Source organism: Arthrobacter sp. 24S4-2, assembly GCF_005280255.1.
In the GTDB taxonomy this organism is placed as follows: domain Bacteria; phylum Actinomycetota; class Actinomycetes; order Actinomycetales; family Micrococcaceae; genus Arthrobacter.
Genome location: NZ_CP040018.1, coordinates 3,531,962 through 3,546,237, shown reverse-complemented (window position 1 = coordinate 3,546,237; position 14,276 = coordinate 3,531,962). Strand labels below are relative to the sequence as shown.

14 protein-coding genes and 1 pseudogene are annotated in these 14,276 nt (G+C 65.7%); 12 read left to right on the top strand and 3 right to left on the bottom strand.

What is annotated here, in order from left to right; all coding sequences use genetic code 11:
• Positions 1–15 precede the first annotated feature (15 nt).
• The 5 genes from leuD to FCN77_RS16485 all read left to right on the top strand — a co-directional run bounded on the left by leuD (position 16) and on the right by FCN77_RS16485 (position 5,123).
• Entirely contained in the window at positions 16–618 is a 603-nt protein-coding gene (leuD, locus tag FCN77_RS16505; RefSeq protein ID WP_137323142.1) for a 3-isopropylmalate dehydratase small subunit, read from the top strand.
• Positions 619–840: 222 nt separating this feature from the next.
• Positions 841–2,166: a UDP-N-acetylglucosamine 1-carboxyvinyltransferase gene (murA, locus tag FCN77_RS16500; RefSeq protein WP_137323141.1), complete on the top strand. Its 1,326-nt coding sequence runs from the start codon at positions 841–843 to the stop codon at positions 2,164–2,166.
• A gap of 10 nt (positions 2,167–2,176) precedes the next feature.
• Positions 2,177–2,923 (top strand): 1-acyl-sn-glycerol-3-phosphate acyltransferase, encoded by a 747-nt coding sequence (locus FCN77_RS16495; protein ID WP_137323140.1) that lies wholly within the window; start codon positions 2,177–2,179, stop codon positions 2,921–2,923.
• Entirely contained in the window at positions 2,920–3,972 is a 1,053-nt protein-coding gene (locus FCN77_RS16490; RefSeq protein ID WP_137323139.1) for an NAD(P)H-dependent glycerol-3-phosphate dehydrogenase, read from the top strand. Before FCN77_RS16495 ends, FCN77_RS16490 begins: the two co-directional genes overlap by 4 nt.
• 2 nt (positions 3,973–3,974) lie before the next feature.
• Entirely contained in the window at positions 3,975–5,123 is a 1,149-nt protein-coding gene (locus tag FCN77_RS16485) for a D-alanine--D-alanine ligase family protein (protein ID WP_175417292.1), read from the top strand.
• A gap of 32 nt (positions 5,124–5,155) precedes the next feature.
• Here the strand turns inward: FCN77_RS16485 and FCN77_RS16480 are convergent, their stop codons facing one another.
• Positions 5,156–5,659, bottom strand: a complete 504-nt coding sequence (locus FCN77_RS16480) for a DUF3515 domain-containing protein (RefSeq protein ID WP_137323138.1) — start codon at positions 5,657–5,659, stop codon at positions 5,156–5,158.
• A 126-nt stretch (positions 5,660–5,785) separates the two neighbouring features.
• Here FCN77_RS16480 and FCN77_RS16475 point away from each other — a divergent pair, with 126 nt between their 5' ends.
• From FCN77_RS16475 to rsmD, 4 genes are read left to right on the top strand one after another with little or no spacing between them, the layout of a single operon-like run.
• Entirely contained in the window at positions 5,786–6,811 is a 1,026-nt protein-coding gene (locus FCN77_RS16475) for a thiamine-phosphate kinase (RefSeq protein WP_137323137.1), read from the top strand.
• Positions 6,812–6,833: 22 nt separating this feature from the next.
• On the top strand, positions 6,834–7,847 hold the full coding sequence (locus FCN77_RS16470; protein WP_137324816.1) for a DAK2 domain-containing protein: 1,014 nt from the start codon (positions 6,834–6,836) through the stop codon (positions 7,845–7,847).
• The gene (locus FCN77_RS16465) at positions 7,837–10,107 is read left to right on the top strand and encodes an ATP-dependent DNA helicase RecG (RefSeq protein ID WP_137323136.1); all 2,271 of its coding nucleotides are present in this window, start codon (positions 7,837–7,839) and stop codon (positions 10,105–10,107) included. The genes FCN77_RS16470 and FCN77_RS16465 overlap by 11 nt, the downstream gene beginning before the upstream one ends.
• Positions 10,108–10,146: 39 nt before the next feature.
• Entirely contained in the window at positions 10,147–10,722 is a 576-nt protein-coding gene (gene rsmD, locus FCN77_RS16460) for a 16S rRNA (guanine(966)-N(2))-methyltransferase RsmD (protein ID WP_175417291.1), read from the top strand.
• A gap of 64 nt (positions 10,723–10,786) precedes the next feature.
• On the opposite strand, the gene FCN77_RS16455 is transcribed toward rsmD, so the two are convergent.
• Together FCN77_RS16455 and FCN77_RS16450 are read right to left on the bottom strand one after the other, a co-directional pair.
• Positions 10,787–11,572, bottom strand: coding sequence for a spermidine synthase (locus tag FCN77_RS16455; protein WP_175417290.1), 786 nt, complete (start codon positions 11,570–11,572; stop codon positions 10,787–10,789).
• Between the two features lie 2 nt (positions 11,573–11,574).
• The gene (locus FCN77_RS16450; protein ID WP_137323134.1) at positions 11,575–12,786 is read right to left on the bottom strand and encodes an aminotransferase class I/II-fold pyridoxal phosphate-dependent enzyme; all 1,212 of its coding nucleotides are present in this window, start codon (positions 12,784–12,786) and stop codon (positions 11,575–11,577) included.
• 48 nt (positions 12,787–12,834) lie between these two features.
• Here FCN77_RS16450 and coaD point away from each other — a divergent pair.
• The 3 genes and pseudogenes from coaD to rpmF all read left to right on the top strand — a co-directional run bounded on the left by coaD (position 12,835) and on the right by rpmF (position 14,274).
• Positions 12,835–13,334, top strand: a pseudogene (gene coaD / locus FCN77_RS16445) (pantetheine-phosphate adenylyltransferase).
• Positions 13,335–13,509: 175 nt separating this feature from the next.
• A complete protein-coding gene (locus tag FCN77_RS16440; protein WP_137323133.1) occupies positions 13,510–14,034 on the top strand; it encodes a DUF177 domain-containing protein in 525 nt (174 codons plus the stop codon).
• A 36-nt stretch (positions 14,035–14,070) separates the two neighbouring features.
• Positions 14,071–14,274 (top strand): 50S ribosomal protein L32, encoded by a 204-nt coding sequence (gene rpmF, locus FCN77_RS16435; protein ID WP_009356569.1) that lies wholly within the window; start codon positions 14,071–14,073, stop codon positions 14,272–14,274.
• Positions 14,275–14,276: the final 2 nt, after the last annotated feature.

Genomic DNA, 14,276 nt, shown 5'->3' with positions numbered 1-14,276 from the left:
ACCGAAGGATCCGCCATGGAAAAGTTCAGCACCCACACCGGGATCGGCGTACCGCTGCGCCAGAGCAACGTGGACACCGACCAGATCATCCCCGCCGTCTACCTCAAGCGCATCACCCGCACGGGCTTCGAGGATGCCCTCTTCGCCGCCTGGCGCAAGGACCCGTCCTTCATCCTCAACCAGGTGCCCTTCAACGCCGGATCAGTGCTTGTTGCGGGACCCGACTTCGGCACCGGTTCATCGCGTGAGCACGCAGTGTGGGCACTGAAGGACTACGGCTTCAAGACCGTCCTGTCCTCCCGGTTCGCCGATATTTTCCGCGGCAACTCCGGAAAACAGGGCCTCCTGGCAGCTGAACTCGCCCAGGACGACATTGAACTCATCTGGAAGGTGCTCGAAAACGCGCCCGGCACCGAAGTGACGGTGGACCTCGTTTCGAAGACCGTGATGTGCGGCAACGTCGTGGCGCCGTTCGAGATCGACGACTACACGCGCTGGCGCCTCCTGGAGGGCCTGGACGACATCGGGCTGACGCTCCAGCACGAAGAGGACATCACGGCCTACGAAGCCACCAGGCCCGCGTTCAAACCCAAGACGCTGCCCGCGCGGCTGTCCTGAACGGGACGTCATTTCCGGGCAGGCCCGCCACGCCGCGGGCCTGTCCCGGTCCGCTTCCCCAGGCCTGTGCCGGCCGCTCCCGCGTCTGATCCTGGTCCCTGCCGCGCCCGCGCCCGGCTCCTGCGGCAGCGTGCCGTATTTCAGATCGGTAACGCAAGCTCCTATGCTTAGCTGGAGCCTTTGTAAGGATTTGGGGGCGAGTAGTCGTGAGGAAACCGGTATATGAGTAGTGTTCTGACAATCCGCGGAGGCGTCCCGCTAACTGGCCGCGTCACCGTTCGCGGGGCCAAGAATCTTGTCCCCAAAGCGATGGTCGCGGCCCTTCTGGGCAACGAGCCGTCCGTGTTGCGCAACGTCCCTGAAATTAAGGACGTCGAGGTTGTCACCAGCCTGCTCCAGCTCCACGGCGTCACCGTCGAAAAGGACCCCGTCACCGGGGACCTCACCCTGGATCCGAAGGGCGCCAAGACCGCGTCCAGCACCGCCATTGACGCCCATGCCGGTGACTCCCGAATCCCCATCCTGCTGTGTGGTCCGCTGATCCACGCCATCGGTGAGGCCTTCATCCCGGATCTGGGCGGCTGCAAGATCGGCGACCGGCCCATCGACTACCACCTGAACGTCCTGCGCCAGTTCGGGGCCGTCGTCGAGAAACGCCCTGGCGGCATCCACATTTCCGCGCCCAAGGGCCTCCAAGGGGCGAAGATTTCGCTGCCGTACCCGTCCGTCGGCGCCACGGAACAGGTGCTCCTGAGCGCCACCCGCGCCGAAGGCATCACGGAACTCTCCGGCGCGGCCACGGAACCGGAAATCATCGACCTCATCGCCGTGCTGCAGAAGATGGGCGCCATCATCAGCGTCCAGACGGACCGCACCATCCGGATTGAAGGCGTAAAAGACCTCGGCGGCTACAACCACCGGGCGCTCTCGGACCGCAACGAGTCCGCCTCCTGGGCTTCGGCCGCACTCGTGACGCGCGGAGACATCTTCGTGGAAGGTGCTTCCCAGCGGGACATGATGACGTTCCTGAACACCTACCGCAAGGTGGGCGGCGGGATGGACATCGGCGAGGACGGCATCCGGTTCTACCACCGCGGCGGCAAACTCAACCCGCTCGTCCTGGAGACAGATGTGCATCCGGGCTTCATGACCGACTGGCAGCAGCCGCTGGTTGTGGCACTGACCCAGGCCGAGGGCGTCTCCATCGTCCACGAGACGGTCTACGAAAACCGCTTCGGCTTCACCGACGCGCTGATACGCATGGGCGCCAACATCCAGGTGCACCGCGAATGCCTCGGCAGCGTGCCCTGCCGCTTCGGCCAGCGCAACTTCCACCACTCCGCCGTGATCTCGGGCCCAACGCAGCTCAAGGGCACCGACATCGACGTGCCGGACCTCCGGGGCGGCTTCAGCCACCTCATCGCCGCACTTGCCGCCACGGGAACGTCGCGGGTGACCGGCATCGACATCATCAACCGCGGCTATGAGCGCTTCACCGAGAAGCTCGCGGGCCTGGGCGCCGATTTCGACATTACGTCAGCCAAGTAGCGGGGTCCCAGTGAAGGAAACGGCCAAGAGCCGCATCACCTTTGTCATCGTGGCCGGAATCGTCAGGCCCACGATGAACCTGCTCATGAACAAGAAGTGGGAAGGGCTGGAGAAACTGCCGGCCGGGGGTTTCATTGCCGCCCCGAACCACTGCACCGAAATCGATCCGCTGGTGGTGGGGCACATGCTTTACAACCAGAAGAGGATGCCGCATTTCCTCGCCAAGGGCGGCCTTTTCAAGGTCCCGGTGCTCGGCGCCGTGCTGCGGTCCACGAAGCAGATCCCAGTGGAACGCTCGACGGCGGGTGCCAACCACTCCCTGCAGCTCGCCAAGGAAGTGGTGGACGAAGGTGGCGCCATCGTCATCTACCCCGAAGGCACCCTGACTCGGGACCCGGACCTGTGGCCGATGAAGGGCCACACCGGGGCCGCGAGGATGGCACTCGAAAGCGGCATCCCTGTGGTTCCCATGGCGCACTGGGGAGCCCACCACGTCTTTCCCCGGTATGCAAAGCGGTTCCATCTGTTCCCGCGCCGGACCTCGCGCCTCCTCGTGGGCGATCCTGTGGACCTCAGCGCCTTCGCGGGCCGTCCGCTGGACAAGGCCACCCTGACGGCGGCCACGGCCGTCATCATGGATGCCATCACGGCGCTGCTGGCAACCTTGCGGTCGGAGCAGCCGCCCGCGCAGCGGTGGGATCCCGCCGCCCATAACCAGACCAAGCACGGACGCGACATTGAACGGGGCGGCAGGTGACGCCGGAGCAGACCGAGGCGGGTTCGGCCTTGTCGGTCGCCGTCCTGGGGGCCGGCTCGTGGGGCACCACCTTTGCCAAAATACTTGCGGACGCCGCCACGGCGTCAGGCGTTGAGCGAAGTATCCGCCTCTGGGGACGCCGGCGCGAAGTAGTTGAGCAGATCAACACCGAGCACCGGAACCGGCAGTACCTCAACGACATCGCCCTCCCGCCCAGCATCACCGCGTCCACCGAGGTCGCCGATGTGCTGTCCGGCGCCGACCTGGTGGTTCTGGCCGTGCCCGCCCAGTCACTGCGGCTGCAGCTTCGCGAGTGGCGGCACCTGATCGCACCCGATGCCCTGGTTGTCTCCCTCATGAAGGGACTGGAGCTCAGCTCGGATGCCCGCATGAGCGAGGTCATCTGTGAGGAACTGGGAATCAAAGCCGGTCGTGTTGCGGTGGTGTCCGGACCGAACCTGGCCATGGAAATTGCCCGCGAGGAACCCACCGCCTCTGTGGTCGCCTGTTCGGACGCTGACGTGGCCACCTGGATCGCCCGCAGCTGCACGGCGCCGTACTTCCGCCCGTACACGACCACCGACGTCGTCGGTGTGGAAATCGGCGGGATCGTCAAGAATGTTATTGCCCTTGCTGTTGGCATCTGCGAAGGCAAACGGATGGGTGACAACACCAAGGCCTCAGTCATCACGCGAGGGCTTGCCGAGACGTCCAGGCTTGCTCTCGCACTTGGAGGGGAAGCCCAGACCATGGCGGGCCTGGCAGGCCTTGGAGACCTGGTTGCCACATGCTCCTCGCCGCTGTCGCGAAACCACACCGCCGGACGCCTGCTGGGGCAGGGACTGACCCTTGAACAGGTGGCTGCGGAAATGACCCAGACGGCCGAAGGCATCAAATCCGGGCAGGCCGTGCACGAACTTGCCGGGAAGCTCGGCGTCGAGATGCCCATCACCGCAGCGGTGGTGGCCGTCCTGGCCGGAAAACTGTCCGTTGACGAACTGGGACCGCTGCTGCTGTCCCGGGACCTGAAATCCGAAGGCGATTACTGACTGTGTCTGAAGGAATTGTGAACAAGAACCCCGGGCACGGTCACGCCAAACCCCGCGTTGCCGTATTGTTTGGCGGCCGCTCCAGTGAACACGCGGTCAGCTGCGTGACTGCCGCCGGTGTGCTGGGTGCCATCGACAACGACAAATACGATGTCATCGCCATCGGGATCGCGAAGACCGGCCAATGGGTCCTTGCCTCGGGGGACACCCGGCAGTGGTCCTTGTCCGCTTCTGCACTTCCCGAGGTTGCGCCGTCGGCCCAGACAGTCACGCTCGCCGAAATCGGCGGCGAACACCAGCTAATCGTCGCCTCCCCGAACGAAGTCCCGCAGGAACTCGGCTCCGTGGACGTTGTCTTCCCGCTGCTCCATGGACCGTTCGGCGAGGACGGCACCATCCAGGGGCTACTCGAACTCTCGGACACCCGCTACGTCGGCGCGGGTGTCCTCGCGTCGGCCGTCGGCATGGACAAGCACTACATGAAGGTGGTTTTCGAGGCCGCCGGACTGCACGTGGGTCCCTACATCGCCGTGACGGACCGGCAGTGGAGCACGGACCCCGAATCCGTCCGCAAACGCGTTGACCTGCTGGGATACCCCGTGTTCGTCAAGCCGGCCCGGGCTGGATCCTCCATGGGAATTTCCAAGGTGGACTCGCTGGACGGCCTGGACGCCGCCATCGAAGCCGCCCGCGAACACGACCTCAAACTCGTGATCGAGGCCGGAATCGTGGGCCGTGAAATCGAGTGCGCCGTCCTGGAAGGCCGGGGCACTGATGCCCCCCGGACGTCCATGCCGGGCGAGATCGCCGTGGCGCCGGGGGAACATGAGTTCTACGACTTTAACGCCAAGTACGTTGAAGACGACGCCGCGTCGCTGAGCTGCCCCGCCGACCTCCCGGAGGAAGCCATCGCCCGGGTCCGCGAGCTGGCCGCAGCCGCGTTCGACGCCGTGGGCGCTGAAGGGCTTAGCCGGGTTGACTTCTTCTACACGCCCGACGGCGACCTGATCATCAACGAGATCAACACCATGCCCGGTTTCACGCCGAAGAGCATGTATCCGCAGATGTGGGCCGCCTCCGGCCTGGGCTACGCCGAACTCATCGACGAGCTGATCTACCTCGCGCTGAACCGCAAGACCGGGCTGCGCTAGCTGTTATTGCCGCTCCGCTACTGATGCTCCCGCTACTGACCGGTGGGCAGGTTCTGCAGCTCTTCCTGGCCCACGCAGTTCCTGGTGGCCTTGATCTTGCCGGCAGCGGCGGAGAGTTCAGCGAGTACGGTCGCGGAACTGATCTGGTCCGGGTCCATGAGGATTTCCGTGGCCGGTTCACGGCCGAAGGTGGTCAGCGTCCAGACGGGGTCGCCTTCCTTGATGACCCAGTCGATGCCGTTGACGCTGACACAGCGGTCGGTGGTGGGGCCGGGAACGTTGACCCCGCAGCGCAGGATCACCTTTGACGGATCGCCCCAGGCGGCGGTGGCCTGGCTATTGGTCTTCCGCAGCCCGGCATCACCCATGGTGTCCGGAAGGGCAACCATCATGGGCGCGCACGCCGGGTTCGCCGCATCCTTCGCCGGTGCGACGTCCACCACCGGGGCGCAGGCACTGAGGGCGAGCACCACGGCTGCTGCCGTTGCCGGCAGGCGAAGCGAATGGATGGAAACCGGGGTGCGGAGCAGGTGCATCGTTTAAGCCTATCCCGGCCGGAGCGTCCGGCCGGACGGTGATTTCCCTGCAGGTGCCTTCTCCCAGGGACGGGCTTCGCGAGGTCTCTGCGTACGGATGTCGTTCCCTGCCGGTAGCGTAGTGCTGTGCCTGAATCTCACCTCACCGTCGCCGGACTCTCCGAATCCGAGCTCCTTGCCAGGATCTTCCCGCGCCTGAATAACGGCCCCCAGGACGGCACGGCGCTGCTGCTGGGACCGGGGGATGACGCCGCCATCGTGGCGGCACCGGACGGCCGGACGGTGGTCAGTATCGACACCCAGGTCCAGGACCAGGACTTCCGGCTGGAATGGAACAACGGGTACCGGACAACGGGCTTCGACGTCGGCTGGAAGGCTGCGGCCCAGAACCTCAGCGACATCAACGCCATGGGCGCGCGGTCCACGTCCATGGTGGTCAGTCTCACCCTGCCGCCGGACACGCCGGTTTCCTGGGTGGAGGATCTTGCGGACGGGCTGTCCCATGCCATTCGCGATCTTGGCGCCTCCGGATGTTCCGTGGCCGGCGGGGACCTGGGCCGCGGACGTGAACTCGCGGTAACCGTGGCCGTCCTGGGGACCCTGGACGGAAGGCAGCCCGTGCTGCGCTCGGGCGCCCGCCCCGGCCACACCGTGGCGCTGGCCGGAACAGTTGGTTATGCGGCGGCCGGCCTTGCCCTGCTCGAATCCGGCCAGGGCGTCGGCCTCCTGACCCCGGAACAGCGTGCCATTATGGACCTCCAATGCAGGCCAGTTCCACCCCTGGCGGCCGGGCCATCCGCGCTCGACGCCGGCGCTTCGGCCATGATGGACATCTCCGATGGACTGATCCGCGACGGCGGCCGCCTTGCCGCCGCCAGCCACGTGGTGCTGAACCTGGATCCCGCTGCGCTTAAGCAACTCACGGAGCCTTTGGCCGCCGCCGCAGACGCAGTGGACGGGGACCCCATGGCCTGGGTGCTCGGCGGCGGGGAGGATCATGGACTTCTCGCCACATTCCCCCCGGACGTACAGCTGCCTCCGGGTTTCGCTGCGATAGGCTCAGTAGAGGCCCTTGCACCAACGGAAAGCACTGGCGTCAAGATAGCGGGCCGGCCCGCGGACACTGTGGGATGGGATCACTTTGCAGACTAAGATTGCCGCCAACGCGCAAGCGATGAAGCGGTGGTTGGGCAAAGCCGAAACAGCGCTGGGAAACCACAGCGACCGCCTCAACGCCATCAACATCTTCCCGGTGGCCGACGGCGATACCGGTACCAACCTGTACCTGACAGTCCGCGCCGCTGCGCAGGCACTGGCTCACCCCCCAACGCAGCACCAGCCCGAAACTCCGCACCATCCCGAAGCGCAGCACCACGCCGGGACACCGCAGCCGGACGTCGGGGCAGTGCTGGCACGTGCCGGCCAGGCGGCCATGGAACAGGCGCGCGGCAACTCGGGAACGTTGTTCGCGGTGTTCCTGTGTGCCGCCGCGGAGCCGTTGGCAGGGCACACCCGCCTGAGCTCCCCGTTGCTGGCGGCTGCGTTGAACCGTGCCCAGATCCGTGCCTGGTCGGCTTTGAGCGATCCCGTTCCGGGCACCATGCTCTCAGTTATGGAGGCTGCGGCCAGGGCGGCCGCAGCCGTGGACGCGGACCAGAGCGGCGATGACAGCAACCATGCCCTCGGCCTTGCCCTGGATGCGGCGGTGGCGGCCGCCCTTGAGGCTGTCATCCGCACCGAGGACCAGCTTGACGCCCTGCACGCGGCCCACGTTGTTGATGCCGGCGGTGTGGGGATGCTCCTTATCCTGGACTGCCTCCGCTCAGCCGTGCTGGGTGAAGAACTGCAAAGCGAGTTGCTCGATGGCCTGCACGGCTACGACGTCCAGGATCCGCACATCCACACAGATATGCCCGACGACGACGGCGTGGAAGTCATGTGCACCATCAGCCTGTCGCCGCTTGACGCGGCCACCCTGCGGCAGCGGCTGGATGAAATGGGCGATTCGGTCATCATGAGCCAGGTGGGCAGTGCGGCGGACCCGGACGGAAAGTACCGCTGGCGCGTGCATGTCCATGTTCCCGCCCCCGAACCTGCGGTCGCCCTGATCGGCTCCCTCGGGGAGCCCACGGAAATTTCGGTCAGCCAGCTCGCCCTGCCACGGGACCCCAACGGATATGAACGCTGAGCTGGAACTGGGCCTGGAACGGCGCATCGGCAAACGGTCCGCGGCCGTCATTGAGAAGCACCTGGGCATCGGCACCGTCGGCGGACTGCTGAACTACTTTCCGCGTCGCTACCTGAACCGCGGCGAACTGACGCCCATCAGTGACGTCCCGCTGGACGAGGAAGTCACCCTGATCGCCCGGGTCCTGTCCAACAGCACCCGCGCCATGCGGGCGCGCCGCGGCACGCTCACCGACGTCGTGATTACTGACGACTCCGCGACGAACCACAGCAACACCGGGAACGCCGCCCGGCCGCCGGGGACGGGAGTGCCCGGCACGCTGAAGGTGAGCTTTTTCAACGGCTACCGTGCCAAAGCGGAACTGCTCCCGGGCCGGCGGGCCATGTTCTCAGGCAAAGTCACCCGGTACGGCGGCAGCCTGAGCCTCACCAACCCTGACTTCCTGCTGCTCGATGAGGACCCGGACACTCCGGGCATGGATCCGGAAAAGCTCGCCGCCATGCCCATTCCGGTCTACCCGGCAACGGCCAAGCTCACCAGCTGGTCCATCCAGAAGGTGATTTCCACTCTTCTGGAGACCGTGGACCTGGATGCCCTGGCTGATCCGCTTCCGCCGGAGATCTCGGCCCGGGAGAAATTCCTGCCGGCAGCCGAGGCCTACCGGCTGATCCACACGCCGCAGGTGCCGGCGGACTGGCAGCGCGCCAGGGACCGCTTCCGCTACCAGGAGGCCCTCGTGCTGCAGGCCGCCCTTGCACGGCGCCGGGCGCAGCTGGCCGCCGAGGAGGCCACGGCGCGCCGGCCGGTTACAGACGGAATCCTGACAGCGTTCGACCGCCAGCTGCCGTTTACGCTCACGGCCGGCCAGTCCGCCGTCGGGAAGACGCTAGGGGAGGAACTGTCGCAGGACAGCCCCATGAACCGGCTCCTCCAGGGCGAGGTGGGTTCGGGCAAGACCATCGTTGCCCTGCGCGCAATGCTCCAGGTGGTGGATGCCGGGGGACAGGCCGCCCTGCTGGCGCCCACCGAGGTCCTGGCGGCCCAGCATTTTGAATCCATCCGCCGGACGCTCGGTCCGCTGTCTCGCGACGGACTCCTGGGCGGATTGGGCCCGGACTCCGTGCAGGTCACACTGCTGACCGGGTCCATGCCGACGGCCGCCCGTAAGCAGGCCATGCTGGACGCGGCCTCCGGCACTGCCGGAATCGTCATCGGGACGCATGCCCTGCTCAGCGACAACGTCTCCTTCTACGACCTCGGACTCATCGTGGTGGATGAACAGCACCGTTTCGGAGTGGAGCAGCGCGACGCCCTGCGGGCAAAAGCCAGCAAACCGCCGCACCTGCTGGTCATGACCGCCACCCCGATACCGCGCACGGTGGCCATGACGGTCTTCGGCGATCTCGAAACGTCGGTGCTGGACGAGCTGCCCGCTGGCCGCGCCCCCATTTCCACCCACGTCGTGGGACTGGCCGAAAATCCCGGCTGGGCCGGCCGCATCTGGTCCCGTTCGCGGGAGGAGATCGACGCCGGCCACCAGGTTTATGTGGTTTGTCCCAAGATCGGCGAGGACGACGACGGCGACTTCAGTCCGGGGGAAGCGGAACCGTCCTCTGCCGAACTTGAGGGGGACGGCCCGGCACGTGAACTGGCATCCGTTACGGCCGTCGTCGAGCACCTTAAGGACGAGCCGGCCCTGGCCGGCGTCACCCTGGCGCCCCTGCACGGCAGGCAGGATCCCGTCCTGAAGTCAGGCACCATGGCCTCCTTCACCGCGAATGAGACCAAGCTGCTGGTCTCCACCACCGTGATCGAAGTGGGCGTTGACGTGCATAACGCCACGCTGATGGTGATTCTGGATGCGGACAGGTTCGGTATCTCCCAGCTTCACCAGCTCCGCGGACGGGTGGGCCGAGGCGGCCTGCCCGGGACCTGCCTCCTGGTCACTACGCTGGAACCCGGCCACCCCAGCCGCCGCCGGTTGGATGCAGTGGCGGCCACCACCGACGGTTTTGAGTTGTCGCAGGAGGACCTGAAGCTGCGGCGGGAGGGTGACATCCTGGGGGCGTCGCAGTCCGGTGGACGGTCTACGCTCAAACTGCTGCGCGTGCTGGAGCACGAGGACGTCATTGCCACGGCACGCCAGGACGCGCAGGGGATCGTTGCGCAGGACCCTGGCCTGACGGACCATGCCGCCCTCGCGGAGGCAATCGAAGAGTACTTGAACCCTGAAAAGGAGGCATTCCTTGAGCGTGGCTAGGACATGGAACGTGGCTGGACGCACCGGGACGGACCCGGCGTGAGCCGCATCATTGCCGGAGCCGCGGGCGGAGTTCCGTTGGTCAGTGTGCCCGGCACCATGACCCGTCCCACCACCGACCGCGTCAAGGAAGCCCTCTTCTCGAGGCTTGATGCCTTCAACGTGGTGGCGGGTGTCCGCGTTCTCGACCTCTATGCCGGTTCCGGTTCATTGGGGGTGGAGAGCGCCAGCCGCGGGGCGGAAACGGTCGACCTGGTGGAGTTCGACGGCAAGGCCAGCGAGGTGTGCCAGCGCAACGCGGATCTTGTCAACGGGACCATCGGCCGCAAGGCCGTGTCCGTGCACCGTTCCCGGGTGGAGTCATTCCTGGAGCGGACAGTGCAAGGCACGCTGTGGGACCTCGTGTTCCTGGATCCGCCGTATCCACTGGACGAGGCCGCCATGGGTGCGGTGCTGGAAGAGCTGTCGCCCTACCTGGCGGAGGGTGCCGTGGTGGTGGTGGAGCGCTCCTCCCGCAGCCCGGAGCCGTCGTGGCCGGCGTCGCTGGAACGGTTCGCCGAGAAGAAATACGGCGAGACCAAGCTGTGGTTTGCCGAACCCGTGGGCGGCGCCTGACCGCCGGCACCGCAGGTTCACACCACCGCAGGATCACACTCGCACCGCCGGGGTGCTTGCCCGTCTAATCCGAGAGCGCGTCGAGGTCCACTCCCGCGAGTACCGTGGCCGGGTGGGGCCCGCGTGCCGTCAGGGCATCCGTCCAGCCGGCGGGCCATGCTCCCTGCGTACCGGTCAGGATGATGTTGCCTGGATAGCGGCCTGCGAACATCCCGGACTCGGCAAACGCGGCCACCCCGTCCATGGCCTGCCTCAAGGCGGCCACCTGGCTCCGTACCAGCGTCAGTCCGGGTTCGTCCCCGACATTGACGACCAAAACTCCGCGCGGCGTCAGCCTGGCCGCGGCTTCGGTGTAGAAGGCGGCACAGGCGATGTGTTCCGGCGCCTCCGGCCCGGAGAAGATATCCAGGATTACGACGTCGAAACGGAGATCCCCGGGTAGCTCCGACAGCGCGTCCCGGGCGTCGCCGATCACGGTATGCAGTTCGGTCCCGGCCGGCATCGGAAGCTGCTGGAGCACAAAGTCCAGCAGTTCGCGCTCCAGCTCCACCGCGTACTGCACGGATCCCGGGCGGGTGGCCTGGATGTAGCGTGCCAGCGTCAGGGCACCGGCGCCAAGATGCAGGGCGCTGATGGGCTCGCCCGCAGGGGCTGCCAAGTCCACGACGTGCCCGATCCGGCGGAGGTACTCGTAGAATATTTCGCCCGGCTCCGCGAGGTTCACGTGGGACTGCTCTGCGCCGCCGATGCTGAGCACGTAGGCCCCCTCAGTAAAGGCATCCGGCTCGATGGCCGCGTGCTGGCCCGTGGTCCGGAGAAAGCGGGACGCTGCTCCCGGCCGTTCTGCCATTTTCAGAGCCTGTCGCGGAGCGTCGCGAGCCTGGCGGCCGCCTCTTCAAGGACTTCGGTCTTCTTGCAGAAGGCAAAGCGCAGCAGGCTGCGGGTCCGTTCCGCGCCCTCGGCATGGCAGAAGACCGGGACGGGGATGGCGGCAACGCCCACCAGTTCCGGAAGCCTCCTCGCCAGGTCGACCGAATCAGAGATCCCCAGCGGAGCCGTGTCCACATTCACGAAGTAGGTTCCCTGCGGCGTAAAGACGTCCAGGCCGGCTGCGCGTAGCCCGTCGCTAAGGATGTCGCGCTTGCGTTTGAGCGTTTCGGATATGCCCGTGTAGAACTCGTCGGGAAGGGCCAGCCCCACGGCGATGGCCGACTGGAACGGCGTGCCGGAGCTGTAGCTCAGGAACTGCTTTACCGTCCGGATGGCGGCGACGAGGTGTTCGGGTCCGCTCAGCCAGCCGATCTTCCAGCCCGTGAAGGAGAACGTCTTGCCTGCGGAGGAAATGGTGACGGTCCGGCCGGCGGCGCCGGGCAGGGTGGCGACGGGAATGTGCGGTTCGCCGAACGTCAGGTGCTCATAGACCTCATCGGTGATGATCACGGCGTCGTGCCTGGCGGCAAGGTCGACGACGCGCTGAAGCACTGCGCGGGGAAACACCGCTCCGGTGGGGTTGTGTGGGTTGTTGATGAGCACCGCTTTGGTGCGGCTGCTGATGGCCGCTTCAAATGCCGTCATATCCGGCATGAAGTCCGGAGCGAGCAGCGGTGCCGTCACGTGAGTGGCCCCGGCCAGCCCGATGATCGCGCCGTAGGAGTCGTAGAACGGCTCGAAGGTGAGGACTTCATCGCCCGGACCGACCAGCGCGAGCAGCGAGGCGGCGATGGCCTCTGTGGCGCCGGTGGTGACGATGATCTCGGTCCGGGGATCGGGTGCCAGCCCGTAGAACCGCTCCTGGTGGACTGCGATCGCCTCCCGCAGGGGCAGGATGCCCTTGCCGGGCGCGTATTGGTTGGCTCCGGCGGCGATGGCCGCCTGGGCGGCCTCCTTGATCTCTACGGGGCCGTCCTCGTCCGGGAAGCCCTGGCCGAGGTTGATGGCGCCCGTGCTGAGCGCCAGGGTGGTCATCTCCTCGAAGATCGTAACGCCCAGCGAACCGTCGGGGGAGAGCAAGTTGGCGCCGGTTGCGGCGCGCTGCCACGGGAACTGGGGAGGGAGCTGGGACATTCAGCCATGTTATCCCGGCCTGCGGCGCGGATACGGTAGGTTCGGAGCATGAGACGCGCTGTTTGCCCTGGCTCCTTTGACCCCATTCACAATGGACACCTTGAAGTCATTGCGCGTGCCGCAGGCCTCTTTGACGAAGTCATCGTGGCCGTGTCCACCAACTACGCCAAGAAGTACCGTTTCTCGCTGGAGGAACGGATTGACATGGCACGCGAAACCCTCGCTTCGCTCCGCGGCATCGTGGTTGAACCCGTGGGGAGGGCCTGCTCGCCGAGTACTGCAGGCAGCGGGGCGTGTCGGCCATCGTGAAGGGCCTGCGGTCGTCGTCCGATTTTGATTACGAGCTTCCCATGGCAACGATGAACCGCCAGCTGAGCGGCGTGGAAACGGTGTTCCTCCCCACCGAGGGCCACTACCTCCACTTGTCGTCAACCCTCATCAAGGAAGTCTTCACCCTGGGCGGAAGCGTGTCCGACTACGTGCCCCGGTCGGTGCTGAAACGGCTCCTGGCGGGCGAGTCGTCCGGGGATCAGCCCGGCAGAGGGTAGGCTTGATCGGTACACAACGGCCTTTGCCGGTTAATGTGACCCATTCCATGTCTGTCCGCGGTGCTGAACCTTGTGGCTGCCAGCCGGTTTGAGTCCGCCCGGCAGATAAGGCTAAGATAGTACGTCGGTCATATGTTCAACAGGAGTTCTCATTAAACGAGATGCTAGTTCGCCCTTGGCGTTCGACGTCAAGGACCTCGGACGCAGTCCGGGGAGTATGCGGACGCTGACGGAACATGTACCTGCACCAAGCGAGCTTGGTGTGGCGCTCATTGGCGTGCAGGAAGGCTCGGATGTCGAGCTGGACCTGCGGCTTGAGGCCGTACACGAAGGAATTCTGGTATCAGGAACCGTAAACGTCGAAGTTACTGGCGAGTGCGGCCGATGCCTGGATCCCCTTGCGTATGACCTTGAGGTCAATGTGCAAGAACTTTTCTTCTACGAGGGCGCCCAGTTCTCCGCTGAAGAAGACGAAGAAGAGCAATATCGAATCGAGCACGATTTAATCGATCTTGAGCCGGTGTTGCGGGACGCGGTTGTAACCATGCTGCCGTTCCAGCCGGTGTGCCGGGAAGACTGCCAGGGCCTTTGTTCCGAATGCGGAGTACGCCTGGAAGACGAGCCGGGGCATCACCACGAGGTCGTAGATCCTCGCTGGGCTGCCCTAGCTGACTTGGCTAAGCCTGACCGGCAAAATTGATTTGTAAGTGTTTTTCTAGAGAGAAATGAGTTAGCCGTGGCTGTCCCGAAGCGGAAAATGTCTCGCTCGAATACCCGCGCCCGCCGCTCCCAGTGGAAGGCAACTGCCCCCCACCTGGTGAAGACTGTCGAGAACGGCCAGGTTACCTACAGCCTGCCGCACCAGGCAAAGGTCGTTACCGACTCGGCTGGCACTGCGCTGTTCCTTGAGTACAAGGGCCGCAAGGTCGCAGACGTCTAATC